This window comes from Streptomyces sp. NPDC048291 (genome assembly GCF_043201715.1).
Taxonomy (GTDB): Bacteria; Actinomycetota; Actinomycetes; order Streptomycetales; family Streptomycetaceae; genus Streptomyces.
This window is the reverse complement of record NZ_JBICZC010000002.1, coordinates 65,300-90,248: the sequence shown is the minus strand read 5'-3', so window position 1 is coordinate 90,248 and position 24,949 is coordinate 65,300. Positions and strand designations below refer to the sequence as shown.

The window sequence follows — 24,949 nt, the reverse complement described above, 5'->3', positions numbered from 1 at the left end:
GCGGCGGCTCGGGTTCTGAGGGGGTACGCCGGCCGCGCGGCGGCAGCCGCATGTTGATGCAGCCTGGACCTGCGCGTGAAGGTGGCGAAGGACTGGCGGCGGGATCCGAAGCGGTTGCGGCGGCTCGGGTTCTGACTGCTTCCCCCTGCGCGTACAACCTTGCCGGACCGACACCGGTCTGAACAGGCACACACCTACGCGAACTACCGGGGGGTAGTCATGCGACGAACAGGTACTGCACTGGCCGCGATGGTGCTCGTGGGCGGCGGCCTGCTGGCCGGCGCGGTTCCGGCGGTGGCCGCGCCGGCGGCCGTGACCGCGGACTGCGCCGTGACGTGGGGGAGCCTCGACAAGACCGCCGACGCCGCGGCCGGCAGGCGGCTCACCGACGTCAGGACCGGTCAGCACGAGTGCTTCGACCGGCTGGTCTTCGATGCCCAGGGCACCTCGGCCGACCCGGTCGGCTACAGCGTCCGCTATGTCGACGTACTGCACCAGGACCCGTCGGACGTCGTCGTCCCGATCAAGGGCGGGGCGATTCTGGAGATCTCGCTGTTCGCCCCGCGCTACGACCCGGCGACCGGACAGCCCTACCCGTCGCTGCCGTCCGTCGACGTCACCGGCTACCGGACCTTCCGCGAGTTCAAGGTCACCGGCGGCTCCGAGGGCTACACCCAGGCGGGCCTCGGCGTCCGGGCCCGGCTGCCGTTCCGGGTCTTCCAGACCGCCAACCACCTCGTCGTGGACTTGGCTCACACCTGGTGACCCGGCACGGCCGCGCTCATGTCCTGCAGCCCCACCACCCTGAGCAGTTGCAGCCGTTCGTACGACTCGGTGCCCGGGCGGGCCGTGTGGACGACGAGACGCTGGTGGGTGTCGGTGTTGATCAGGACCTCGCAGTCGAGTTCCAGGAGACCGACCGTGGGGTGCAGGAAGCGTTTCGTGGCCGCGCGGCGCACCGCCACCTCGTGTTCGGCCCACAGGTCGGCGAACTCCACGCTGTGTGCGAGGAGTTCGGCGACCAGGGCGGCGGGGACCGGGTCGGCGGGGCGGGCCGCGGCCACCGCGCGGAGGTTCGCCACGTGCTCGCGGGCCCGCAGGGGACGGTCCTCGGGCGGGCAGAGCCCCTTCGCCGCCGGGTCCAGGAAGAAACGGCGGACCAGGTTGCGGTCCCGGGGCGGGCGGGTCAGGACGTCGCCGCTCAGCGCCCGTGACAGGGCGTTCTGGGCCAGCACCTCGCCGCAGTCGGTCGTCACCAGCGCCGGGGTGTCGTGCAGCCGGTCCAGGACCAGCAGCAGCCCCGGGCCGACGTGGGTGACGGTCGCCGCCCGGCGCGGGGGTTCCTCGCCGGCCAGGTGGAACAGGTGGTTCCGTTCGTCCTCCGTCAGGCGCAGGGCGCGGGCCAGCGCCGTCAGCATCTGGCGGGACGGGCGCGGGCCGCGGGCCTGTTCGAGGCGCGTGTAGTAGTCGGCGGACATGCCGGCCAGCGACGCCACCTCCTCGCGCCGCAGCCCGGGGGTGCGGCGCCGGGCGCCGGGGGGCAGGCCCACGTCGGAGGGGTCCAGCCGGGAGCGGGCGTGGCGCAGGAAATCGGCGAGTCCGGGGCGGTCCATGGTTCCAGGGTGGCCGGGGGCGCCCGGGTTATCCAGGGACCGCCGGTCCCCCGATCGGGAGGTCTCTCCCGGCCGGGCCGCGGGCGGACGAGGGTGGTGGCACATCCAGAGCGAAGGAGCTGGTCATGATCACTCTCGTCACCGGTACGACCGGACAGGTCGGGCGCCGGTTCGTGCCCCGGTTGCTGGTGCAGCGGCAGGCGGGGGAGCAGGTGCGGGTGCTGGTGCGGGACGCGGCCCGTGGGGAGCCGTTCGCCGCGCTGGGCGCCGAGGTCGTCGTCGGGGACCTGCGGGACGAGGAGGCGCTCGGCAAGGCCGTCGCCGGGGCGGACGCCGTCGTGAACGTCGCCGCCGCCTTCCGCGGGGTGCCCGACGAGGAGGCCTGGGCCGTCAACCGGGACGCGGCCGTGGCGCTCGGGCGGGCCGCGCTGAGCGCCGGCGTACGACGGTTCGTGCAGGTCAGCACCGGGAACGTGTACGGGTCCGGGCGCGGTCGCCCGCTCACCGAGGACGACGAGAGCCGGCCCGGCGGCGAGATGTGGGGCGCGTACCCCGAGTCCAAGGCGGCCGCCGAGCGGGAGCTGCTCGCCCTGGCGGGCGGCATGGAGGTGCGGATAGGGCGGCTGCCGTTCGTCTACGGTGAAGGGGACCCGCACATCGCGAACGCGATGCCCTGGGCCGCGCGCTGGGCCCCCGCGCAGCGGCTCCAGATGGCTCACCACGCGGACGTCGGGCAGGGGCTGATGCGGCTGCTGTACGCCCCCGCGGTGAACGGCCCGGTCTACAACATCGCCGACGACGCGCCCGTCACGACCGTGGAGCTGTACCGGCTGGCCGGCGTCGAGCCGCCCGAGGACCTGCCCGACCGTGGCGACCGCGACCCCTGGCACGGGATCATGTCGAACCGGAAGATCCGCCGGGATCTCGGTTTCCGGCCGATCTACCCGAGCGCCTGGACGGCCTGGGACGCCGGAGCGCTGTAGGCCGCGGCGCGTCGTCGGTCGGGTGCGGCGCCGTCGTGGCTGGTCGCGCAGTTCCCCGCGCCCCTTTCGGGGCGCGTTGTCGGCGCCGGGCGTGTTCAGTCGACGCCTCTGATGCGGCGCACCAGCCATGCTCCCGCCAGTCCGATCACCGCCGCGACCAGGTACAGGACGCGGTAGCCGCCGAGGTAGGTGACGATCGGGGCGGCGAGGGCGGGGGCCGCTACCTGGGGGAGGGCGTTGGCGACGTTGATGACGCCGAGGTCCTTGCCCCGGTCCACCGCCTTCGGCAGGACGTCGGTCATCAGCGCGAAGTCCACGGAGGTGAACACCCCGAAGCCGACGCCCAGTACCGCCGCGGCCACGATCGCCCCGGGCCAGGTCTGCCAGACCGCCAGCAGCGCCGTCGCCACCGCCATCAGCATCCCGGACCAGATCACGAAGGGCTTGCGGCGGCCCAGCCGGTCCGACCAGACCCCGCCGACCACGACCGTCGCCATCAGCGTCAGCCCGTTGACCGCGGTCAGGATCAGCACGCCCTGCTCGGGGTCGGCGTGGTGGAGGCGGTCGCGGAGGTAGTAGAGCAGGTACAGCAGCACCAGCGCGTTGCTCAGGTTGATCAGGAAGCGGGTCAGCCACGCCCAGCCCAGGTCCGGATACCGGCGCGGACTCAGCCAGAAACCGGCCAGGAAGTCCCGCCAGGACCAGGGCGGCCGGTCCTCGGCCGCCAGCCGCAGGTCCGGGTAGCGCAGCACGTACGGCAGGACGCCCAGCGCCGTGAACACCGCGCACGCCACATAGCCGGCCCCGACACCCCCGGCGGCCGTCGCCAGGCCGGTGCCGCCGACCACGCCGAGGATCTGCGCGGCCCCCAGCCAGCCGCCCACCGAGCCCCGCTGGAGCCGCGGCACCCGGTCCGGGACCGCCGCCGTGACCGCCGCGAAGGCCGCGTTCAGGGTGAGCTGGACCAGGCACCAGCCCAGCATCATCGTCCACATCCCGCCGGCGCCCGCGAGCAGCAGCAGGGACAGCGCCCCGCCCGCCGTACCGGCGACGATCCACGGGGTGCGGCGGCCCCGGCGGGACGTCGTACGGTCCGACAGCGCCCCGAAGACCGGGTTCGCGGCCAGCGACACCACCGCGCCGACGCCGGTCACCCACGCCAGCATCGTCTCCTTCGACATCCCGGAGCCGGGCGCGAAGTCCTTGGCCTGGGAGGCGAGCAGGATCTGCAGCGGGCCGTACCAGCCCACCCAGATCGCCCCGTTGGCGAGCGACAGCGCCGACGTCCAGCCCCGGCCGACCCGTTCGACGGGCTCGGTCAGGGCGGCGGCGGGTTCCCGGAGCGTCGTCATCTCTGCGCCCGCAGGAGGTCCCGGTACCAGGCGTACGACGACTTCGGCGTCCGCCGCTGCGTCGCGTAGTCGACGTGCACCAGGCCGAAGCGGCGCGCGTACCCCTCGGCCCACTCGAAGTTGTCGAGGAGCGACCAGACGAAGTAGCCCCGCACGTCCACGCCCGCCTCGGCCGCCTTGTGCAGCGCCCGGACGTGGCCGTCCAGGTAGGTGATCCGGGCCTGGTCGTCGAGGCCCTCGTAGGAGCAGCCGTTCTCGGTGATGACGACGGGCGGGAGCCGGTCGCCGTAGCGGTCGCGGAAGCCGGTGAGGAGTTCGGTGAGGGCCTCGGGGACGACCGGCCAGCCGAAGTCCGTCACCGGGACGTCCTCGATGTCCTGGACGGAGAAGGGGAGTTCGGCCGGGAGGGTGAGCCCGCCGAACTCGATCTCGGTGCCCTGCGGGGCGCCGACCTTGGTGGGGGCGTAGTAGTTGATCCCGTACCAGTCGAGCGGTTCGGCGATGACCTTCAGGTCGGCGGCGACGTCGCCGGGCATCAGGTCGCCCATGCCGTCCGGGTACTCGCCGAGCAGGATCGGCTCGGCGAACAGGCGGTTGAGGAGCAGGTCGTAGAAGGCGGCCGCCTCCAGGTCCGGCTGCTCCTGCGAGGCCGGCCAGGTCGGGCCGTGGGAGTTGGCGATGCCGATGTCGGCGGCGCCGGCCGCGCGCAGCGCCTGTACGGCCAGGCCGTGGGCGAGGAGCTGGTGGTGGGCGACCGGGAGCGCGTCGAACATCAGCTGCTTGCCGGGGGCGTGGGCACCCAGGGCGTAGCCGAACAGGGTCTGTTCGGCGGGCTCGTTGAGGGTGATCCACTTCTTGACCCGGTCGCCGAGCCGGTCGGCGACGGTGGAGACGTAGTCGGCGAAGTGCGCCGCCGTGTCCCGGTCCAGCCAGCCGCCCCCCGCGGCGGAGCCGCTCTTGGGCACAGCTTGGAGAGCCGCCGGCAGGTCCCAGTGGAAGAGGGTCGGGACCGGGCGGACGCCGGCCGCGCACAGCTCGTCCACCAGCCGGTCGTAGAAGTCCAGGCCGCCCGCCGAGCGGACCCGCGGCCAGGAGATCGAGAAGCGGTACGCGTCCACGCCGAGGCCGGCCAGGAGCGCCACGTCCTCGCCGTGGCGGTGGTAGTGGTCGCAGGCCACCGCCGCCGTCGAGCCGTCCTTGATCCGGCCCGGCTCCGCCTCGAACACGTCCCACACGGACGGCTCCCGCAGGTCGGCCGCGCCCTCGATCTGATGCGCCGAGGTCGAGACGCCCCAGAGGAAGCCGTCGGGGAACCGGGGGAAGGGAGGGGTTGGGTGGACCGCGTCTGTCGCCATGGCCGGGATCATCCTTACCCCCGGTAATGTAAGTCAACGCCCGGGCGTGAACTACCCGTTACGGGGCCCGGTCACGCCCCCTCCTTCAAGATCCGTGAGATCAGTTCGCGTTGGTCCTCGGACAGCCGCGGATCGGCCGCGTACACCGTCCGTCCGTCCACCGTGATCTCGTACGCGAACCCGTCCGGCACGCCGGGCGGCGGGGAGCCCCGGCCGGCCGCGAGCGCGCGCTCGGCCAGGGCCTGCCACTCGGGGGCGTCGGCCCGGCCCGAGGTGTCCACCTCGGCCCGGCGCTCGATGCCCGCGAACCCGCCCGTGCGCCTCACCTGAATACGCATGGGTCCCTGTGTAGTACGGAACGGGGCGCCGTGCACCCCCGCCCCCGCACGGTCAGGAGGCCTGCACCCCGACCTGGGACCAGGCCTTGAGGGCCGCCTCGCTCTCCTCGCCCGCCTGGTAACGGGCCTTGGCCGCGGCGACCGTGAGCTTCGCGAAGTCCACGAACGTGGCGTCGGAGTGCAGTTCGCCGCCGGTGAGGACGTCGTACCAGATCTGCCCGGCCCGCTCCCAGGCGTTGCCGCCGAGGGCGGTGGCGAGCAGGTAGAAGGCGTGGTTGGGGATGCCGGAGTTGATGTGCACGCCGCCGTTGTCCCGGCTGGTCTTCACGTAGTGCTGCATGGTGGCCGGCTGCGGGTCCTTGCCGAGGCGGGGGTCGTCGTACGCCGTGCCCGGGGCCTTCATCGAGCGCAGCGCCACGCCGTGCACGCCGGGGGCGAGCAGGCCCTCGCCGATCAGCCAGTCCGCCTGGTCGGCGCTCTGGCCGAGGGAGTACTGCTTGATGAGCGAGCCGAAGACGTCGGAGACCGACTCGTTGAGGGCGCCGGACTGGCCGTAGTACTCCAGGTTGGCGGTGTACTGGGTGACGCCGTGCGTGAGCTCGTGGCCGATGACGTCGACGGAGGAGGTGAAGTCGGTGAAGATCTCGCCGTCGCCGTCCCCGAACACCATCTGGTCGCCGTTCCAGAAGGCGTTGTCGTAGTTGACGTCGTAGTGGACGCTCGCGTTCAGCGGCAGGCCGTTGCCGTCGATGGAGTCCCGCTCGTACGCCTTCAGGTACAGGTCGAAGGTGGCGCCCAGGCCGGCGTAGGCGCGGTTGACGGTGGCGTCCTGGCCGGGCTCGGCCCCCTCGGCGCGGACCTCGGTGCCGGGCAGGTCGGTGCGGTGCTCGGCGTCGTAGATCGTGCGGTGGGGCTGCGCGGTCGCGGGCGCCGGGGCGGCGACGGCGGCGGTCGCGGTGCGGACCGCGGTCACGCGGCGGCGGGTGCGCTGGGCCGAGTCGTGCTGGAGGGTGCGCAGTGCGGAGTCGGCCAGTGCCTGGTCCTCGTGGGTGGCGAGGTGGTCGAGGATGTGCGGCGGCACGATCGTGCAGAAGACGGGCGTGCGGCGGATGACGGGCTCAGAGCCCCCGTTGGTCGTCATGCACCGCACCCTCGCATTGAGTCACTCGGCTGTCACTACCCGCAACCATGATTGGTGAAATACGGTGACAATTGACCACTCTCCGTAAGGGGAAGTGGTATGGCGCACTTTTTGTCCAGTTCGTCCCGCCGGTCCCGCATACTGATACGGCGCCCCGCGTGTGAAGGGGCTCGGCTAGCATGCAGAGCATCATGCGTTTCGGGCTGCTTCTTCTTAGCTGCCGCGGCGAGGGCCTGTAGTCCAGGTCGACTCCCTCCCCGCGGAGCTTCGCGTTGCGTCGTCGGCCGTCCTTCCGGACACCCACCAGGAGCCCCGCAATCATGGCCAACCGCCAGCAGCCCAGCACCATGCCGGTCCACAAGTACGGCCAGTACGAGCAGGTCGACATTCCCGACCGCACCTGGCCCGGCAAGCGGATCACCGAAGCCCCCCGCTGGCTCTCCACCGACCTGCGCGACGGCAACCAGGCGCTGATCGACCCGATGTCGCCCGAGCGCAAGCGCCGGATGTTCGACCAGCTGGTCAAGATGGGCTACAAGGAGATCGAGGTCGGCTTCCCCGCCTCCGGCCAGACCGACTTCGACTTCGTGCGCTCCATCATCGAGGAAGAGGGCGCGATCCCGGACGACGTGACGATCTCCGTACTGACCCAGGCCCGCGAGGACCTGATCGAGCGGACCGTCGAGTCGCTGAAGGGCGCCAAGCGGGCCACCGTCCACCTGTACAACGCCACCGCGCCGGTCTTCCGCCGGGTGGTGTTCCGCGGCTCCAAGGACGACATCAGGCAGATCGCCGTCGACGGCACCCGCCTGGTCATGGAGTACGCGGAGAAACTGCTGGGCCCCGAGGCTGGTGGGACGACGTTCGGCTACCAGTACTCGCCGGAGATCTTCACCGACACCGAGCTGGACTTCGCGCTGGAGGTCTGCGAGGCGGTGATGGACGTCTACCAGCCGGGTCCGGGCCGCGAGATCATCCTCAACCTGCCCGCCACCGTGGAGCGTTCGACGCCGTCCACGCACGCGGACCGCTTCGAGTGGATGCACCGCAACCTGTCCCGCCGCGAGCACGTGGTGCTGTCGATCCACCCGCACAACGACCGCGGCACCGCCGTCGCCGCAGCCGAACTGGCGCTGATGGCCGGCGCCGACCGCGTCGAGGGCTGCCTGTTCGGGCAGGGCGAGCGCACCGGCAACGTCGACCTGGTCACTCTGGGCATGAACCTGTTCTCGCAGGGCGTCGACCCGCAGATCGACTTCTCCGACATCGACGAGATCCGTCGTACGTGGGAGTACTGCAACCAGATGGAGGTCCACCCGCGCCACCCGTACGTGGGCGACCTGGTCTACACGTCCTTCTCCGGCTCCCACCAGGACGCCATCAAGAAGGGCTTCGACGCCATGGAGGCCGACGCCGCGGCCAAGGGCGTCACCGTCGACGACATCGAGTGGGCGGTCCCGTACCTGCCGATCGACCCGAAGGACGTCGGCCGCTCCTACGAGGCGGTCATCCGGGTCAACTCGCAGTCCGGCAAGGGCGGTATCGCCTACGTCCTGAAGAACGACCACAAGCTGGACCTGCCGCGCCGGATGCAGATCGAGTTCTCCAAGCTCATCCAGGCCAAGACGGACGCCGAGGGCGGCGAGGTCACCGGCGCCGCCATCTGGGCGGTCTTCCAGGACGAGTACCTGCCGAACCCGGGGAACCCCTGGGGCCGCGTCCAGGTGAAGACGGGCCAGTCGACCACCGACACCGACGGGGTGGACACCCTGACGGTGGAGGCGACGGTCGACGGCGAGGACACCGTGCTGACCGGCTCGGGCAACGGCCCGATCTCCGCGTTCTTCGACGCCCTGCAGGGCCTGGGCATCGACGCACGTCTCCTGGACTACCAGGAGCACACGATGAGCGAGGGTGCCTCCGCGCAGGCCGCCTCCTACATCGAATGCGCGATCGACGGCAAGATCCTGTGGGGTATCGGCATCGACGCGAACACGACGCGTGCGTCGCTGAAGGCGGTCGTCTCCGCCGTCAACCGCGCCACGCGATAACCCCTCTGACCGGCGGTTTCGGGGCCCTGATCAGCTCTCGTGGCGATCAGGGCCCCGTCGTTTCCCGGCCATCTCGATGTGCAGGTCACGGACCGGTCTCGTACGGGGTACTGACTCAGGCTCCTCCATGTGGCTAACATCACGCCAGCGGTGGCGATGTTGCCACGGCGTTACGGAGGTGCGACGTGCTGCCAGTACGGGGACGAGACTGCCGAACCGCCAGGCCTGCCCGCATTCTGGGCACCCGCACCGCCTGGACACCCGTGGGCGACGGGGAGTTCTTCTGCCCCGGCTGCGGCGGCGACCGCAACTACCAGCGGCTCACCGGCCGGCGCCGCTTCACCCTGCTCGGCGTGCCCGTGCTGCCGCGCGGCACCACCGGGCCGGTCGTGGAGTGCGCCGCCTGCCGCCACCACTTCGGCACCGACGTCCTCGACCATCCCACCACCTCCCGCTTCTCGGCGATGCTCCGCGACGCCGTGCACACCGTCGCCCTGGCCGTCCTGGCGGCCGGCGGCACCTGCGCCCGTACGGCCCTGGAGGCGGCGGCGGGAGCGGTCCGCGCGGCCGGTTTCGAGGAGGCCACGGAGGACCAGCTGAGCGCGCTGGTCGAGGCCCTCGTCGCGGACACCGGGCGGGTCTTCGAGCAGCCGTACCGCGCGAGCCTCGCGATAGAGCTGCACGAGGCCCTCGACCCACTGGCCCCGCATCTCGCCCCCGCCGGGCGGGAGGCGCTGCTCCTTCAGGGTGCCCGGATCGCGCTCGCCGACGGCCCCTACACCAACGCCGAACGCGAGGTCCTCGGCACCGTCGGCGCGGCCCTGACCATCTGCGCCGACGACGTGAGCCGCCTGCTGGCGGCGGCACGCATGCCGTCCTGAGCCGGTCCGCGGCCGGTGATGTCGAGGACGACCTCGGACAGCGGGCGGCTCACGCACGTCAGCACGCGGCCGTCGGCCCGCTGCCGCGGCGTCGGACAGCCGGGCCCGTCCTGCGCGACCTCCCCGGAGCGCCGCCTCGCCCGGCACTCGCCGCACCTTCCGACCGTGTGGGAGCACGGCAGCGGCAGTCCCGCGGCGAGGCCCGCGTCCAGGAGGGCCTGGCCGGGTTCGACGGTCGTCGTGCCGACGGGGCGCCCGTCCGGGACCGCGAGCCCGGCCAGTACCGCGCGGACGGTGTCGCGAGGGGTTCGGGGCCGCAGACGAAGCAGTGGGCGTCCGCGCCGGGTGTCTCCCGGCGCACCTCGGCGACCCGCACCTCCCGCGGCGGATGCCCCGCCGCACCGGCGTCGGCACCGGCAACCGCGGTGCTCATGACCGAGGAGGCGCCGATGTCGCAGGAGCTGCTCGACGCGATGGACCGGCACGGAAGGGACCGCGTCGCCCAGGTGCGCGACCCGCTCGCCGGCCACCCGGACGTCCGGGTACGCGACGTCGGCACCGCGGGCGAGCCGGTCGTGTTCACCGTGGCGACGAACACGCACAAGCTCATGGCCGACCCGCAGACCATCCCCGTCGGGACGTTGGAGAACGGACTCGTCGACATGGCCGGGGGCCGGTAGCCGTTCACCCGGGTGGCGCAAGGGCGCCGAAGGATCATCATCGCCCGTGCCCCCGGCCCCTGTTGGGCCCCGGTCGCCCGTCACCGGCAGATCACGCCACGTCAGCCCGGTGCGTCGGAAGCCGACATGCCCGGCCGCGCGAGCTGACGGTGTGCCAGACATGGTGACCCGTTCGGCCGTTGCGGGATGCGGCGCCGGCGGCCGGGAGCACCATGGAGGAGTGAACCATGTGTCTCCTGTGACCCGTGCGGGCCGGATCTCCCTCGCCGCCACCCTGCTGTTCGGGGCGTTCACGGTCTCGCCCCGGGCCTGGGCGGCCGGCTGCGAGTCCTCCGTGCCGTACGTCTCCGGCGAGGGCGGTTACGCCCAGTTCCGCATCCCGGCCGTCGTCCGCACCGCGCGCGGCACGCTGCTCGCCTTCGCCGAGGGCCGGCACACCACCACCGGGGACAGCGGCGACATCGACGTCGTGCTGAGACGCTCCGCCGACGGCGGCTGCACCTGGGACCCGCTCCGGGTGGTGGCCGCGGGCGACGGCGACACCCGCGGCAACCCGGCGCCGGTCGTGGACCCGCGGACCGGCCAGGTCGTCCTCGTGACCTCCTACAACGACGGCTCGGTGAGCGAGGACCAGATCATGCGCGGCCAGGTCACCGCGGCGCAGAGCCGCCGGGTGTACGTGCAGCGCAGCGGCGACGACGGCCGCCACTTCACCCGCCCGCACGAGATCACCGCACAGGTGAAACCTTCCGGCTGGCGCTGGTACGCCACCGGCCCCGGGCACGCCGTCGCGCTCACCCGGGGACCGCACCGGGGCCGCCTGGTGGTCGCCGCCGACCACTCCGCCGCCCCGCGCGCCGGCTCCGCCGACACCGGCCGGGAGGCCAGGTACTACGGCGGCCACGCGATCTACAGCGACGACGACGGCCTGCACTGGCACCTCGGCTTCGTCGACGACTCCTACACCGGCCACGACAACGCCAACGAGACCACCGCCGCCCAACTCCCCGACGGACGCCTCTACTTCAACGCCCGCGACCAGAACGGCTCCAGTCCGGGCAACCGCCTGGAGGCCTGGTCGAGCGACGGCGGCGAGACCCTGGACGCCCCCTACACGGTCCAGCCGACGCTGTCCAAGGTCCCGGTGGTCGAGGGCTCCGTCCTCCAGCTCCCGGGCAGCGAGGGCCCGTTGCTCTTCTCCGCCCCCTCGGTCCCGACGGCCCGCAGGACCATGGCCCTGTGGACCAGCACGGACCAGGGCATCACCTTCGACAAGTACCTCACCCTGTCCGACCGGAAGGCCGCCTACTCCGACCTGGTCCAGGTGGCCAGGGGCACGGTGGGGGTGCTGTACGAGACGGGCACGAAGACGGCGTACGACACGATCGAGTTCCGGCGGGTCGCGGCGCCCTGAGCGGTGCACCGGGACGTGCTCCGGCCGCCCGGCCCGGGCCGCTCTCCCCGGCCGGGCAACCGAATCCGCGGATCCGGTGGTCTGGAGGGCGAGGGGGTGGCCGATGCAGGCCGAACTAGAGGACCAGTTCCAGGAATTCGTCAGAGCGCGGTGGTCGCATCTCGTACGCACCGCCTACCTGCTCACCGGCGACCCGCACCACGCGGAGGACCTGACGCAGACCGCGCTGGCGAAGGCCTACCGGTCCTGGCGGCGCGTCTCCCGGACCGACCATCCGGAGGCGTACGTCCGCCGCATGCTGGTCAGCTGCAACAGCGACCGGTTCCGCAAGCGCCGGGTCACCGAGTCGCTGACCGACGCACCGCCGGAGCGCGCCGGGTACGACGACGCGGTGTCCCGGGCCGACGAGCGCGGCACGCTGCTCGCCGCCCTGGCCGGGCTGCCGCCGAGGCAGCGCGCGGTGGTGGTGCTGCGGTACTGGGAGGACCTGTCCGAGGGGGAGGTGGCCGAGGTGCTCGGCTGCTCCCCGGGCACGGTGAAGAGCCAGGCGTCCAAGGGCCTGGCGAAGTTGCGTACGGTTCCGGGGCTCGCGCAGGCCATGAGCCACGCGGCGCCCGTGCAGGGAGGCAGCAGGTGAGCGGCGAACAGCAGGGCGGGGCGGCCGAGCCGGAGTTCGAGGACCGGGTGCGGGTGCTGCTGGCGGGGGACGCGTCCCTGGTCCGGCCGTCACCGGTGCCGTACCCGGAGATCCGGCGCCGGGGCGTGCTGGAGCGGCGCCGGCGCCTGGCCGTGGGCGGCGCGGCGCTGGCGGCGCTGGCGGTGGTGCCGGTCGGCGCGTACGCGCTGGGCGGGGGCGGCACCACGACGAGCCCGGCCGGACCCAGCCCCACCGTGCTGACCAGCGCCAGCCCGGCACCGACCGGCCCGGCCAGCGCGTCGGCCCCGGCGCCGTCCGGGACCCCGTCGGGCCCGGCCGCTCCTACGGCTTCGTCGGCGTCGTCGGCCTCGGCGTCGACCCCGTCGGGCGACCCGTCGGCCCCGGCCCGCCCGGCGTCCGCGGCGGACCAGCTGCTCGACGGGATCACCTTCGACCAGGCCGCCGCCGGACTCGGCAAGTGCCTCGACTACAACAAGGCGCACCGCATCCCCAAGGACCCGACCTACACCGACCTCGGCAGGCCGGCCGACTACCGGATCATCCTGGCGATGCGCAGCACCGGGGACTCCAACGCCCCAGGCGACGGCTACTTCGTGGTCGCGGTACGGGAGAAGCCGAAGCCGACCCGGCTCATCTGCACCGTCAAGGACGGCGCGGCCGACGGCCTGAACACCAGCATCGGGGACCCCTTCGGCGACGCGGGGACACGCGTGGCCCCGGACATCAACAGCGGCAAGCTGTACCAGCAGTCGGCCATCGACAAGGGCAACTGGAAACTGCCGTTCCGGTGGGGGATCATCGGCGGCTACCGCGCCTCGGTGGCCAGGATGACGGTCTCCTACGGCGGCGGCGCGGGCGAGGTGGTCCTCGACCACGGCTGGTTCGTCGCCACCGGCACCCTGGACAAGCAGGTCACCGCGGCCCCGCACCTGAAGGGCTACGACGCGGCGGGCAAGCTCGTCTACGACTCCGACCAGGACGCGTCCTACGAGAAGACGCTGCCCTAGCCGGCGGCTCAGCCGGTGCCGACCCCGAGCAGCAGGTTGGCGACCAGCCGGTCCGCGAACTCCTCGGTGAGGGGCTCGTCGGGCAGCAGCAGGCGGTGGTAGCAGGCCCCCCAGAGCTGGTCGACCAGGATCCGGGGGTCGGCGTCGGGGTGCAGCTGGCCGCGGTCCTGGGCACGCCGCATCGCCGCGACGGCCAGTGCGCGGCGCGGCCCCGAGTAGCGCTGGAGCAGCGCGGCGGAGAGTTCGGGGTCGGTCTGCGCCTGGCCGATGAGCCCGCCGATGACCGGCCCGGCCGGGGTCCCGGTGAGCAGCCGGACGAACGCGCGGAGCTGGGCCCTCAGGTCGGCGCCGATGTCGCCGGTGTCGGGGAAGGCGAGGGTCGGCCCGACGGCGTGGAAGTAGCCGTCGAGCGCGAGCGTGCCGCGTGAGGGCCACCACTTGTGCAGGGTCGTCTTGCTGACCCCGGCCTCCTGGGCGACCCGCTCGAAGGTGAAGGCGGCCATGCCGTCGCGCAGGAGCAGTGCGCCGGCGGCGGCGAGCACGTCGGCCCGCACCTCGTCCGCGGGCCGCCGCCCGCGCCCCCGCCGTATCGGCGTCCCTTCCGTGCCCTGCTCCACGTGCCGCCTCCCGACCGTGCCGTGTCCGTCGACCACTCACTGTGACATATGGACGCCGCGTCCACCATCTTGTTGCACGGGCTCGGCGTTCATCGACTGCCGATGCGGTCGCGCTCGGGTCCACGGCGGCTCCGCGCTTCCTCGACGGGGGCATCGCCTGACGGCGCGGTCGCCTGACGGGGTGCCGCGATGTGTCGTCGGGCGGCTGCGGCGGCGTCGTGGCCGGTCGCGCAGTTCCCCGCGCCCCTTTGCGGCGCCCTGCCCTCTGGTCAGCCGAGGAACGCGGTGATCCGGACGGCCCGCAGCGGGGCGTCCCGGCGGCGCTCGACTTCTACCGGCAGCTGTGCAGGGACTTCCGTGCCGAGAGCGAGGAGCGGACCCGCACCTACTGCTCCGACGACGCCGTCACCATGGAGAACGTGAGGACGGGGACCGTGCCCGGCTCCATGCTGGGCATCCCGGGCGGCGGGCGCCGGATCGCCTTCCGGATCCTGCACGTCTTCGAGTTCCGCGGCGGCCTGATCTCCCGGGAGAACGTGTGGCTGGACGGCGCCGCGGCGGCCGCCCGGCTGACGGCTCCCGCGTAGCACCCCGGCGCCGGCCGCCGCCCGAGCGGCCGGCGCCAACTCCCGCACCCCCGCGGCGGCATGGACCCCACCGACACGGCGCCATTGGTCCCACCTCTGACGGTTTACGCCATTCGCGCGCCTTGCCTTGACCGCCCCCGAACCCCCTCTTATGGTCGCGCTAACACCGGACGTCCGACGTCTCCTTTCCCCCACGCTGGAGGCACCGTGCGCGACGAGGCGACCCACGGCCGCAGGACGTTCCTGGCCCACACCGGCGCGCTCGGCGCGGCAGCCGGCCTGTCGGGCCTGCCCGCCCTCTCCGCGCTGACGGCGTGCGGCCCCAAGTCCACGATCGACCTCGGCGGCAGCGGCTCCGACCGCACCCTCACCGCGGTGATCGGCTACGGCAACGACGGCAGCTGGGACCCCACCCAGACCGCGTCCGCGTTCGCGATGGCCGCCAACAACCACCTCTACGAGGGCCTCGCCGACACCGACCCGATCACCCGCGCCCCCTACCCGGCGCTGGCGACCCGGCTGCCCGCCGACGCGAACGCCACCACCTGGCGGTTCACCCTGCGCTCCGGGGCCACCTTCCACGACGGGAAACCGGTCACCGCCCACGACGTGGTCTTCGTCTTCGACCGGATCCTCGACCCCGGCACCCAGACCCTCGCCCAGGGCTTCTTCGCGAGCTGGCTGAAGGAGGCCCGCGAGGTCGACGCCCGGACCGTCGACCTGGTGCTGAAATTCCCCTTCCCGGACGGCGTCGCCCGCCTCACCCTCGCCAAGATCATGCCGAAGCACGTCTTCTCCCGGCCCGGCGCCTGGGACGACGCGATCAGGGGACTGGCGGTCGGCTCAGGACCGTACCGGCAGACCGGCCACCACCCGAAGTCGAACACCACCTTCGCCGCGTACGACCGCTACAACGGCCCCCGCAGGCCGGCCTTCCGGAAGATGAACTGGCTGACGATCGTCGACGCCGCCTCCCGCGTGGCCCGGATCTCCGGGGCCGGCGCCGGCGCCCAGATCTCCGACAACATCCCCTACGCCAACATCCCCCGCCTCGAACAGGGCGGCCTCTCGGTCGGCGGCGGCGCCGGGATGAACAACGCGTTCCTGATGTTCAACACGCGGCACAAACCCTTCGACGACGTCCGGGTCCGCCAGGCCCTGCACTACGCCATCGACAAGGCGAAGCTCGTCGAGGTCGCCCTCAAGGGCCACGGAAAACCGGCCAGTTCGTTCCTGAACGAGACCAACCCCGCCTACCGCCGCGCGAAGACGGTCTACGACCACGACCCCGACCGGGCGAAGGCGCTCCTGAAGGCCGCCGGAGTCAGCGGCCTGCGCGTGAACATCCTCGCCTCCAACGTGAGCTGGCTCGTCGACTGCCTGCCCACCATCAAGTCGTCCTGGGACGCGATCGGCGTCGCCACGACCCTGTCCCCGCAGGAGACCACGGCCGTGTTCACCAAGTTGGACCAGAAACAGGACTACCAGGTCGTCGCCGCCGTCTCGAACCCCAACCAGTTCGGCCTCGACGCCGACCTGATCATGCACTACAACTACGGCCCCCGGAACCTGTGGATGGGCTACGCCCGCTGGGCCGACGACGCCGCCGCCAAGCAGCTCTTCAAGGACATGGACGCGGCCACCCGCGAACCGGACCCGGACAAGAAGAGGACGATGATCCAGGAGTACCTCGACGTCGTCGCCGAACAGGCCGTCCTCTACCCGGTCGTCCACAACGAGCTGATCACCGCCTGGGACCCGCGCAGGCTCACCGGCATAAGGGCCCAGCCCTACCCGGGCATCAACGTCCTCACCGCCAAGTGGGCCTGACCGCATGACCGCCGTCCTGCGCATCCTGCTGCGCCGCACCGCCCTGCTGGTGCCCCTGCTGCTCGGCATCGCCCTGTTCGTCTTCCTGGTGATGCGGTTCTCCGACGTCGACCCGGCGTCCGCGTTCTTCCAGGGCGCCAACCCCACCCCGCAGCAACTGCACGCCTTCCGCGCACGCAACGGCCTCCTCGACCCCCTGCCGCTGCGCTACGTCCACTTCGTCGGCGGCCTGCTCCACGGCGACCTCGGCACCAGCGCCCTCACCCGCACCCCGGTCCTCGACCAGGTCCTCACCGCCCTGCCGCTCACCCTCCAGCTGACCTTCCTCGGCCTCGGCATCGCCGTCGTCCTGGCCCTCGCCGGAGGCGTCACCGCGGCCATCCACCGCGACCGCTGGCCCGACCAGGTCATCCGCGTGCTCTCCCTGGTCGGCGTCGCCGCCCCCGCCTTCTGGCTGGCCCTGCTGATGATCCAGTACCTCGCCGTCGACCGCGGCTGGTTCCCGTCCGGCGGCTACATCAACCCCGAGGACTCCGTCACCGGCTGGCTGAGGACCATGGCCCTGCCCGCCCTCGCGCTCTCCCTCCCGGTCGCCGCCCAGCTCACCCGGATCGTCCGCACCTCGGTGGTCGAGGAACTCGACAAGGACTACGTCCGCACCGCGATCGGCAGCGGCCTGCCGCCCCACGTCGTCGTCGGCCGCAACGTGCTCCGCAACGCCCTGGTCAACCCCCTGACCGTGCTGGGCCTGCGGGTCGGCTACCTGCTCGGCGGCGCCGTCGTCATCGAGACCGTCTTCGCCCTGCCCGGCATGGGCAAGCTGATGATCGACGCCGTCCAGAACGGCGACCCGGCCGTCGTCCAGGGCGTCGTCCTCACCACCGCGACCGGCTTCGTCGTCGTCAACCTCGTCATCGACATCCTCTACCTGCTGGTCAACCCGCGCCTGAGGGAGGCCACATGACGACGTTCACCCGCGCGGCCCTCACCACCGCCCTAGCCCGGCCCGGCGTACGGCTGCGCAGACTGTCACCGCTGTCGAAGGCGGCCCTCGCCTTCCTCACCGTGATCGTCCTGGTCGCGGTGTTCGCCCCCCTCCTCGCCCCCGACGACCCCCTGGCACAGCAGGCCCCCGCCGACGGCACCGGCCACCCCTCCGCCGGCCACTGGATGGGCCAGGACAGCCTCGGCCGGGACATCCTCAGCCGGCTGATGTACGGCGCCCGCTGGTCCCTCGCCATCGGCCTCGGCGCCACCGGCCTCGCCCTGGTCGCCGGAGCCCTCCTGGGCGCCCTCGCGGCCACCTCCCGCAAGGCCGTCGACGAGACCCTGATGCGCTGCCTGGACGTGGTGATGGCGTTCCCCGGCATCGCCCTCGCAGCCGTCCTGGTCGCCGTCTTCGGCGGCGGCATCACGGTCCTGATCTGCGCCATCGCCTTCCTCTTCACCCCACCGGTCGCGAGGGTCGTCCGCGCCAACGTCCTCGACCAGTACGGCGAGGACTACGTCACCGCGGAACGCGTCATCGGCGCCCGCACCCCGCACATCGTGATCCGCCACGTGGCGGTCAACTGCCTCGCCCCCGTCCTCGTCTTCTGCACCGTCCAGGTCGCCGAGGCCATCGTCTTCGAGGCGTCCCTGTCCTTCATCGGCGCGGGCGTACGGCCCCCCGACCCGTCCTGGGGCAGCGTCATCGCCGACGGCAAGAACATGGTCCTGACCGGCGGCTGGTGGGCCACCCTCTTCCCCGGCCTGCTGATCCTCCTCACCGTCCTCTCCCTGAACGTCCTCTCCGAGGGCGTCTCGGACGCGTGGGCGTCACCGGCGGCGCGGGAGACGGAGCCGGCGGAGCCTGTGGAGGTGGTCGAGCCAGGGGAGGCCCTGGAGCTCCCGTCCCTGACCGAGGCGGCCGACCGGCTACGACGGCGTGCCCGCCCCCTCCCCTCCCGGGAGGGCCCACCGGTCCTCTCCGTGAAGAACCTCACCATCGCCTTCCCGGACCGCCACCGGGGCACGAACATCGTCAACGGCATCAGCTTCGACATCCACCCGGGCGAAGTCCTGGGCCTGGTAGGAGAGTCGGGCTGCGGCAAATCCCTCACGGCCCTCACGATCACGGGCCTCCAACCGAAGACGGCACGGGTAGCGGGCCGAATCGATTTCTACACCGGTGAGGGAACGCGCCCCATAGGGGCGCGGGGAACTGCGCGACCAGCCACAACGCACCCGCAGCGGCCCGTGGACCTCACCACCCCCCACCACCGCCTCCTAGGCCACGAACTCGCGATGGTCCACCAGGACGCCCTCTCCTCCCTGAACCCGTCCATGACGGTCAACGCCCAGCTCAAGCAGCTGACAAGACGAGGCGGTCACCGCACCCCCGCCGAACTCCTCACCCTCGTCGGCCTCGACCCGCCCCGCACACTGCGGAGCTACCCCCACGAACTCTCCGGCGGCCAACGCCAACGCGTCCTCATCGCGATGGCCCTCTCCCGCGACCCCCGCCTGATCATCGCCGACGAACCCACCACCGCCCTCGACGTCACCGTCCAGGCCCAGGTGATGGAACTCCTGCTCCGCCTCCGCGAGGAACTCGGCTTCGCGCTGATCCTCGTCTCCCACGACCTCGCCCTGGTCGCCGACGTCACCGACCGGGTGGTGGTGATGTACGGCGGCCAGATCGTCGAGACCGGCGTCACCGCCGAACTGGTCGGCGCCCCCACCCACCACTACACGCGCGGCCTGCTCGGCAGCGTGCTGTCGCTGGAGTCCGGGGCCGAACGCCTCACCCAGATCAGGGGCGTGGTCCCGTCCCCCGCCGACTTTCCCGCGGGGTGCCGCTTCAGCGACCGCTGCCCGGCCGCGACCGGCATCTGCCGTACGACACCACCCGGCCTCACCGGCACCCCCACCCATACCGCGGCCTGTCACCACCCGGCCGTCGACCTGGCGGCGAGCACGGAGGCGGTGACATGAGCGCGGTGGAGCTGACCGGCGTCGACGTGGTCCACCGGGCCCGCGGCGGGGGCCTGTTCGGCCGGGACCGGGTGTACGCGCTGACCGGCGCCGACCTCACCGTGGCGCCCGGCGAGACGGTCGGCGTGGTCGGCGAGTCGGGGTGCGGGAAGTCGACGCTGGCGAAGGTCCTGGTCGGCATCCAGCGGCCGACGGCCGGCACGGTCGCCTTCCACGGCCGCGACCTGTGGGCGATGACGCCGGGCGAGCGCCGCACGACCGTCGGCGCGAGCACCGGCATGGTCTTCCAGGACCCGTCGACGGCCCTCAACCGCCGCCTGCCCGTCCGCCGCATCCTGCGCGACCCGCTGGACGTCCACGAGCGCGGCACCAAGGCCGAACGGGAGGACAGGGTACGGGAGTTGATGAGCCTCGTCGGGCTGCCCCGGGCGCTCGCCGAGGCCCTGCCCGGCCAGCTCTCCGGCGGCCAGCGGCAGCGCGTCGCGATCGCCCGCGCGCTCGCCCTGGACCCCGACCTGGTGGTGGCGGACGAACCGACCAGCGCCCTGGACGTCTCGGTCCGCGCCCAGATCCTCAACCTCCTCCTCGACCTGCGCGAACGCCTCGGCCTCGCCATGGTCTTCGTCTCCCACGACATCCAGACGGTACGGCGGATGAGCGACCGGGTGATCACCATGTACCTGGGCCGGATCGTCGAGGACACCCCGGCCGCCGACGTCACCGGCCACGCCCGGCACCCGTACACCCGGGCCCTCTTCTCGGCCACCCCGGGCCTGCTGAACCCGATCGACCCGATCCCGCTCACGGGCCCGGTGCCCTCGGCGACCCGGCCGCCGTCAGGGTGCCCGTTCCGCACCCGCTGCTGGCGGGCGGACGACGCGTGTGCCCTCCGCATGCCTGACTTCACGGCCGCGTCACGGCCCGGTCACCGCTACCGCTGCCACCACCCCGTTCATCCTGTGGAGGAGGACCAGCCGAGCCACAGCCTGCCCAGGGAGCCCTGATGACGCTGCCCACCCCGCTCACCGGTGTCGTACCGCCCGTCTGCACGCCCCTGACACCGGACCGCGAGGTGGACGTCGCCTCCCTGAGGCGGCTCGTGGACCATCTGACGGCGGCCGGGGTGGACGGCCTGTTCGTGCTGGGATCGACGTCGGAGGTGGCCTACCTGACGGACCGGCAGCGCAGGCTGGTCACCGAGACGGTGGTCGCGCACGTGGCCGGCCGGCTCCCGGTCCTGGCGGGCGTCGTCGACATGACGACCCCCCGGGTCCTGGACCACGTCGCGTCCGTCACCGCGGCCGGCGCGGACGCCGTCGTCGTCACCGCCCCCTTCTACACCCGCACCCACCCCGCCGAGATCGCCCGCCACTTCCGGCTGGTCGCCGAGCGGTCGCCGGTCCCGGTCATCGCCTACGACATCCCGGTCGCCGTCCACAGCAAACTCCCCGCCGACCTGGTGCTCGAACTGGCCGCCGCCGGGGTGCTGGCCGGGCTGAAGGACTCCAGCGGCGACCTGGCGGGCTTCCGCGAGGTCGTCACCGGGAGCAGGGGCCTGACCGGGTTCAGCGCGCTGACGGGGTCCGAGCTGACCGTCGACTCGGCCCTCGCGCTGGGCGCCGACGGCGCGGTCCCGGGCCTCGCCAACGTCGACCCGGACGGCTACGTCCGCCTCCACCGCCTCTGCCGGGCAGGTGACCGGGACCGGGCCCGGGCCGAGCAGGAGCGGCTGTGCGGCCTCTTCCGGATGACCGCCGTCGGGGACCCGGCCCGGATGGGCGGCAGCTCGGCGGGGCTCGGCGCGTTCAAGGCGGCGCTGCACCTGCGCGGGGTGATCGACTGCCCCGCCACGGCCGAGCCCCAGGTGCCGCTGTCGCAGGAGGAGACCGAGTGCGTGGCGAAGTACCTGGCGGGCGCCGGCCTGATGTAGCGGCCGCCCGGCCCTTCGCGTGTGCGGGACAGACTCCGGCCGAGTCTAGGCACGCAGCGCCACACCGGTGATGCGAAGCGTGAAATTCCCAGGGGCGGGGGAGCCAGGTGAGGTGAACGCGATGAACCTCCCCATCGGCTCCTGCGCCGTAGACACCCGTACCGGACGGCTGGGCATCGTCATGGGCCACGAGGGCCCCTACGTGCAGTTGCGGCCGTACGGGGGAGGACGGGAGTGGGACGCGCCCCCGGACGCCGTACGCGTCGCCACCCAGGCCGAACGGCTCGGCGCGGCCACCGCCCACGCCAACGCCCGCAGCCGCGGCGAGGCCTCCTGAGGGCCGCCTTGCCCGGCGCCCCCGGCCGGCGGCAGGGCAGAATGGGCCCATGAGCCTGTTCCGCGACGACGGCATCGTGCTGCGCACCCAGAAGCTGGGTGAAGCGGACCGCATCATCACGCTGCTCACCCGCGGGCACGGCCGGGTGCGCGCGGTGGCCCGTGGGGTGCGGCGGACGAAGTCGAAGTTCGGGGCCCGGCTCGAACCCTTCTCCCACGTCGACGTGCAGTTCTTCGCCCGGGGGAGCGAGCTGGTCGGGCGCGGGCTGCCGCTGTGCACGCAGAGCGAGACCATCGCGCCGTACGGCGGCGGGATCGTCACCGACTACGCCCGGTACACCGCCGGGACGGCCATGCTGGAGACCGCCGAGCGGTTCACCGACCACGAGGGCGAGCCGGCCGTGCAGCAGTACTTGCTGCTCGTGGGGGGCCTGCGGACCCTCGCCCGCGGGGAGCACGCCCCGCACCTCGTCCTCGACGCCTTCCTGCTGCGCTCCCTCGCCGTCAACGGCTACGCGCCGAGCTTCGAGGCCTGCGCCAAGTGCGGCATGCCCGGACCGAACCGCTTCTTCTCGGTCGCCTCCGGGGGCAGCGTCTGCGTCGACTGCCGGGTGGCCGGCAGCGTCGTACCCTCGCCGCAGACCCTGGTTCTGCTCGGCGCGCTGCTTACGGGAGACTGGGAGACCGCGGACGCGGCCGAGGCCCGGCACGTCCGGGAGGGCAGCGGGCTGGTGTCGGCCTATCTGCACTGGCATCTGGAGCGCGGGCTGCGCTCGCTCAGGTACGTAGAGAAAAGCTAGCCGGAAGAGCTAGCGGGAAAAGCCAGAGGGAGACGAGAAGCACATGGTCGTACGCGGGATCCTGGGGCGCCAGCGCCGCGAGTACAGGACGCCGGAACCGCACCCGTCCGGCGCCCGCCCGCCGAAGCTCCCGGGCGAACTGGTCCCGAACCATGTGGCGATCGTCATGGACGGGAACGGCCGCTGGGCGAAGGACCGCGGGCTGCCGCGCACCGAGGGCCACAAGGTCGGCGCCGAGCGCGTCCTCGACGTCCTCCAGGGCTCCATCGAGATCGGCGTCCGGAACATCTCGCTCTACGCCTTCTCCACCGAGAACTGGAAGCGCTCGCCCGACGAGGTCCGCTTCCTGATGAACTTCAACCGCGACTTCATCCGCAAGACCCGCGACCAGCTCGACGAGCTCGGCATCCGGGTGCGCTGGGCGGGCCGGATGCCCAGGATGTGGAAGTCGGTGGCCAAGGAGCTCCTGGTCGCCCAGGAGCAGACCAGGGACAACGACCTGCTCACCCTGTACTTCTGCATGAACTACGGCGGCCGGGCCGAGCTCTCCGACGCGGTGCAGTCGATCGCCGAGGAGGTCAAGGCGGGCCGTCTCGACCCGTCGAAGATCTCCGAGAAGACCATCCAGAAGCACCTGTACTACGGGGACATGCCGGACGTCGACATGTTCCTGCGGCCCAGCGGCGAGCAGCGCACCTCCAACTACCTGCTCTGGCAGAGCGCTTACGCCGAGCTGGTCTTCCAGGACGTGCTGTGGCCCGACTTCGACCGCCGTGACCTGTGGCGGGCGTGCATCGAATACGCCTCCCGCGACCGGCGGTTCGGCGGGGCCGTCCCCAACGAGGAACTGCTCGCCATGGAGGGCAACCAGGAGGGCAACTGACAGCCATCCGCCGTTCATGAGGGCCGTCGAGGATGCGGAAGATCCATCGCTGCCCCCCGGTCCCCCGTCTCTGGAACGGTCCTCATGAAGCGCGTCATCCCCGTCCTCTCGCTCGGTGCCCTGCTCCTCACCGCGCTCCCCGCGCACGCCACGGACTCCGGGCTCACCCACCGCGACAGCTACGGCACCAAGGCCGTCTACGCCCCCGGCCAGAACCCGCGCACCTACCAGCAGCCGCCGGCCGGCTACACCGCCGTCTTCACCGAGAACGTCTCCCGGCACGGCTCCCGCTCCGCCACCGACGGCGAGGACGGCGACACGATCCTCGCGCTCTGGAACCAGGCGAAGGCCGACGGCCAACTCACCGCGCGCGGCAAGAAGTTCGGCCCGGACGTGCAGGCGCTCGAAGCGGCCATGAGCGCGATCGGGTACGGCAACCTCAGCGGCCGCGGCAAGGACGAACTCCGCGCCACCGCCGTCCGCCTGGAGAAGCGCCTGCCGTCGCTCTTCTCCTCGATCGCCGCGAACGGCGAGAAGATCGACGTCGTCAGCTCCGGCCAGGGCCGCGCGGTCGACAGCGGTACGGTCTTCTCCACCGCCCTCACCGACGCCGACCCGGCGCTGAAGTCCTCGCTCGGCACCGCCCGCGTCGACAAGAACCTGCTCTACTTCCACAAGTCGTCCGGCGGCGCCGACTACCAGAAGTGGCTGGCGAACGACGAGCGTCTCGCCACCACCCTCAAGTCGATCACCGACCAGCCGGCCTCGCACCGCGCCGCCGCCCGGGTCCTGGGCAGGATCTTCAAGCCGGCGTTCGTCCAGCGCATCGTGAACGGCGAGTTCGCCGCCACCGCCGACGACATCACCGCCGCCACCGCCGTCTACAACCTCTACGCCATCGCGCCCGCCATGAGCGAGGAGAGCGCGGACGGCAGGGGCTGGGACTTCGACCGCTACCTCGCCCCGCGCGACGCGGCCTGGTTCGGCTACCTCGGCGACGCCGAGGACTTCTACGAGAAGGGCCCGAGCTTCTCGGACAGTGACATCACCTACAAGATGGCCCAGCCCCTCCTCGACGACCTCTTCAAGCAGGTCGAGGCCAAGCGCGACGGCACCAGCACCCTCGGCGCCGAACTCCGCTTCACCCACGCCGAGGAGATCATCCCGCTGGCCGCCCTGATGCAGCTCCCCGGCAGCGAGCAGCCCGCCACCCCCGGCGTCGACTACACCTACGCCGACAACCCCTGGCGCGGCGCCGAGACCGCCTCCCTCGCCTCCAACATCCAGTGGGACGTCTTCAAGAAGGGCGACGACTACCTGGTGCGCATGCTCTACAACGAGAAGGAGATCCCCTTCAAGGCAGCCTGCCACCCGATCAAGAAGAGCTCCAAGTTCTACAACCTGAACGAACTGGAACGCTGCTTCGGCCGCAGCTGACCCGGGCGGGCGGGGGTGGGATCGCTCACCGGCGCTGGCAGGGTGCCGCCGCGCCCACCCGTGCCGCCCCAGCGGCACGA

General features: G+C 72.3%; 25 protein-coding genes. 18 read left to right on the top strand and 7 right to left on the bottom strand.

Annotated elements, in window-relative coordinates:
• Positions 1 to 219: 219 nt before the first annotated feature.
• Positions 220 to 765, top strand: coding sequence for a hypothetical protein (locus ACGF5O_RS04740; protein WP_393808486.1), 546 nt, complete (start codon positions 220 to 222; stop codon positions 763 to 765).
• Here ACGF5O_RS04740 and ACGF5O_RS04735 read toward each other — a convergent pair.
• Positions 753 to 1,613, bottom strand: a complete 861-nt coding sequence (locus ACGF5O_RS04735; RefSeq protein ID WP_393808485.1) for a helix-turn-helix transcriptional regulator — start codon at positions 1,611 to 1,613, stop codon at positions 753 to 755. The genes ACGF5O_RS04740 and ACGF5O_RS04735 overlap by 13 nt on opposite strands.
• A gap of 125 nt (positions 1,614 to 1,738) precedes the next feature.
• Between ACGF5O_RS04735 and ACGF5O_RS04730 the strand changes: the two genes are divergently transcribed.
• Positions 1,739 to 2,596, top strand: coding sequence for an NAD-dependent epimerase/dehydratase family protein (locus ACGF5O_RS04730; RefSeq protein ID WP_393808484.1), 858 nt, complete (start codon positions 1,739 to 1,741; stop codon positions 2,594 to 2,596).
• A gap of 95 nt (positions 2,597 to 2,691) precedes the next feature.
• Here the strand turns inward: ACGF5O_RS04730 and ACGF5O_RS04725 are convergent, their stop codons facing one another.
• Genes ACGF5O_RS04725 through ACGF5O_RS04710 form a run of 4 tightly spaced genes read right to left on the bottom strand, consistent with a single transcriptional unit; the run spans position 2,692 to position 6,782 of the window.
• Entirely contained in the window at positions 2,692 to 3,948 is a 1,257-nt protein-coding gene (locus ACGF5O_RS04725; RefSeq protein ID WP_393808483.1) for an MFS transporter, read from the bottom strand.
• Positions 3,945 to 5,315, bottom strand: a complete 1,371-nt coding sequence (locus tag ACGF5O_RS04720; protein ID WP_393808482.1) for a GH1 family beta-glucosidase — start codon at positions 5,313 to 5,315, stop codon at positions 3,945 to 3,947. The genes ACGF5O_RS04725 and ACGF5O_RS04720 overlap by 4 nt, the downstream gene beginning before the upstream one ends.
• A 59-nt stretch (positions 5,316 to 5,374) precedes the next feature.
• On the bottom strand, positions 5,375 to 5,641 hold the full coding sequence (locus ACGF5O_RS04715) for a protealysin inhibitor emfourin (protein ID WP_393808481.1): 267 nt from the start codon (positions 5,639 to 5,641) through the stop codon (positions 5,375 to 5,377).
• A 52-nt stretch (positions 5,642 to 5,693) separates the two neighbouring features.
• The gene (locus ACGF5O_RS04710; RefSeq protein ID WP_393808480.1) at positions 5,694 to 6,782 is read right to left on the bottom strand and encodes a M4 family metallopeptidase; all 1,089 of its coding nucleotides are present in this window, start codon (positions 6,780 to 6,782) and stop codon (positions 5,694 to 5,696) included.
• Between the two features lie 320 nt (positions 6,783 to 7,102).
• On the opposite strand from ACGF5O_RS04710, the gene leuA reads away from it, so the two are divergent.
• The gene (gene leuA, locus ACGF5O_RS04705) at positions 7,103 to 8,833 is read left to right on the top strand and encodes a 2-isopropylmalate synthase (RefSeq protein WP_393808479.1); all 1,731 of its coding nucleotides are present in this window, start codon (positions 7,103 to 7,105) and stop codon (positions 8,831 to 8,833) included.
• Positions 8,834 to 9,018: 185 nt separating this feature from the next.
• Positions 9,019 to 9,714, top strand: a complete 696-nt coding sequence (locus ACGF5O_RS04700) for a TerB family tellurite resistance protein (RefSeq protein WP_393808478.1) — start codon at positions 9,019 to 9,021, stop codon at positions 9,712 to 9,714.
• Here the strand turns inward: ACGF5O_RS04700 and ACGF5O_RS04695 are convergent.
• Entirely contained in the window at positions 9,609 to 9,896 is a 288-nt protein-coding gene (locus ACGF5O_RS04695) for a 2Fe-2S iron-sulfur cluster-binding protein (RefSeq protein ID WP_393808961.1), read from the bottom strand. The genes ACGF5O_RS04700 and ACGF5O_RS04695 overlap by 106 nt on opposite strands.
• Here ACGF5O_RS04695 and ACGF5O_RS04690 point away from each other — a divergent pair.
• The 4 genes from ACGF5O_RS04690 (at position 9,882) to ACGF5O_RS04675 (ending at position 13,473) form a co-directional block, all read left to right on the top strand.
• Positions 9,882 to 10,394, top strand: a complete 513-nt coding sequence (locus ACGF5O_RS04690) for a hypothetical protein (protein WP_393808477.1) — start codon at positions 9,882 to 9,884, stop codon at positions 10,392 to 10,394. The genes ACGF5O_RS04695 and ACGF5O_RS04690 overlap by 15 nt on opposite strands.
• 238 nt (positions 10,395 to 10,632) lie before the next feature.
• Positions 10,633 to 11,808 carry an exo-alpha-sialidase gene (locus ACGF5O_RS04685; RefSeq protein WP_393808960.1) on the top strand — a complete coding sequence of 392 codons (1,176 nt, stop codon included), beginning with the start codon at positions 10,633 to 10,635 and terminating at the stop codon, positions 11,806 to 11,808.
• 103 nt (positions 11,809 to 11,911) lie between these two features.
• Positions 11,912 to 12,445, top strand: coding sequence for a SigE family RNA polymerase sigma factor (locus ACGF5O_RS04680; RefSeq protein ID WP_393808476.1), 534 nt, complete (start codon positions 11,912 to 11,914; stop codon positions 12,443 to 12,445).
• Entirely contained in the window at positions 12,442 to 13,473 is a 1,032-nt protein-coding gene (locus tag ACGF5O_RS04675; RefSeq protein WP_393808475.1) for a hypothetical protein, read from the top strand. Before ACGF5O_RS04680 ends, ACGF5O_RS04675 begins: the two co-directional genes overlap by 4 nt.
• Positions 13,474 to 13,481: 8 nt before the next feature.
• Here ACGF5O_RS04675 and ACGF5O_RS04670 read toward each other — a convergent pair whose 3' ends face one another.
• Positions 13,482 to 14,090 (bottom strand): TetR-like C-terminal domain-containing protein, encoded by a 609-nt coding sequence (locus ACGF5O_RS04670; RefSeq protein ID WP_393808474.1) that lies wholly within the window; start codon positions 14,088 to 14,090, stop codon positions 13,482 to 13,484.
• 248 nt (positions 14,091 to 14,338) lie between these two features.
• Here ACGF5O_RS04670 and ACGF5O_RS04665 point away from each other — a divergent pair, with 248 nt between their 5' ends.
• The 10 genes from ACGF5O_RS04665 (at position 14,339) to ACGF5O_RS04620 (ending at position 24,869) form a co-directional block, all read left to right on the top strand.
• Positions 14,339 to 14,677 (top strand): ester cyclase, encoded by a 339-nt coding sequence (locus tag ACGF5O_RS04665; protein WP_393808473.1) that lies wholly within the window; start codon positions 14,339 to 14,341, stop codon positions 14,675 to 14,677.
• Between the two features lie 207 nt (positions 14,678 to 14,884).
• Positions 14,885 to 16,507, top strand: coding sequence for an ABC transporter substrate-binding protein (locus tag ACGF5O_RS04660; RefSeq protein WP_393808472.1), 1,623 nt, complete (start codon positions 14,885 to 14,887; stop codon positions 16,505 to 16,507).
• A gap of 4 nt (positions 16,508 to 16,511) precedes the next feature.
• Entirely contained in the window at positions 16,512 to 17,471 is a 960-nt protein-coding gene (locus ACGF5O_RS04655) for an ABC transporter permease (protein WP_393808471.1), read from the top strand.
• Positions 17,468 to 19,483, top strand: coding sequence for a dipeptide/oligopeptide/nickel ABC transporter permease/ATP-binding protein (locus tag ACGF5O_RS04650; protein WP_393808470.1), 2,016 nt, complete (start codon positions 17,468 to 17,470; stop codon positions 19,481 to 19,483). The genes ACGF5O_RS04655 and ACGF5O_RS04650 overlap by 4 nt, the downstream gene beginning before the upstream one ends.
• The gene (locus tag ACGF5O_RS04645) at positions 19,480 to 20,487 is read left to right on the top strand and encodes an oligopeptide/dipeptide ABC transporter ATP-binding protein (protein WP_393808469.1); all 1,008 of its coding nucleotides are present in this window, start codon (positions 19,480 to 19,482) and stop codon (positions 20,485 to 20,487) included. Before ACGF5O_RS04650 ends, ACGF5O_RS04645 begins: the two co-directional genes overlap by 4 nt.
• Positions 20,487 to 21,413 carry a dihydrodipicolinate synthase family protein gene (locus tag ACGF5O_RS04640; protein ID WP_393808468.1) on the top strand — a complete coding sequence of 309 codons (927 nt, stop codon included), beginning with the start codon at positions 20,487 to 20,489 and terminating at the stop codon, positions 21,411 to 21,413. The genes ACGF5O_RS04645 and ACGF5O_RS04640 overlap by 1 nt, the downstream gene beginning before the upstream one ends.
• Positions 21,414 to 21,534: 121 nt before the next feature.
• Positions 21,535 to 21,750: a hypothetical protein gene (locus tag ACGF5O_RS04635; RefSeq protein ID WP_351954944.1), complete on the top strand. Its 216-nt coding sequence runs from the start codon at positions 21,535 to 21,537 to the stop codon at positions 21,748 to 21,750.
• A gap of 49 nt (positions 21,751 to 21,799) precedes the next feature.
• A complete protein-coding gene (gene recO, locus ACGF5O_RS04630) occupies positions 21,800 to 22,549 on the top strand; it encodes a DNA repair protein RecO (protein ID WP_393808467.1) in 750 nt (249 codons plus the stop codon).
• Between the two features lie 43 nt (positions 22,550 to 22,592).
• Positions 22,593 to 23,432 (top strand): isoprenyl transferase, encoded by an 840-nt coding sequence (locus ACGF5O_RS04625; RefSeq protein ID WP_393808466.1) that lies wholly within the window; start codon positions 22,593 to 22,595, stop codon positions 23,430 to 23,432.
• An 84-nt stretch (positions 23,433 to 23,516) separates the two neighbouring features.
• Positions 23,517 to 24,869 carry a histidine-type phosphatase gene (locus tag ACGF5O_RS04620; protein ID WP_393808465.1) on the top strand — a complete coding sequence of 451 codons (1,353 nt, stop codon included), beginning with the start codon at positions 23,517 to 23,519 and terminating at the stop codon, positions 24,867 to 24,869.
• The last annotated feature ends 80 nt before the right edge of the window (positions 24,870 to 24,949 follow it).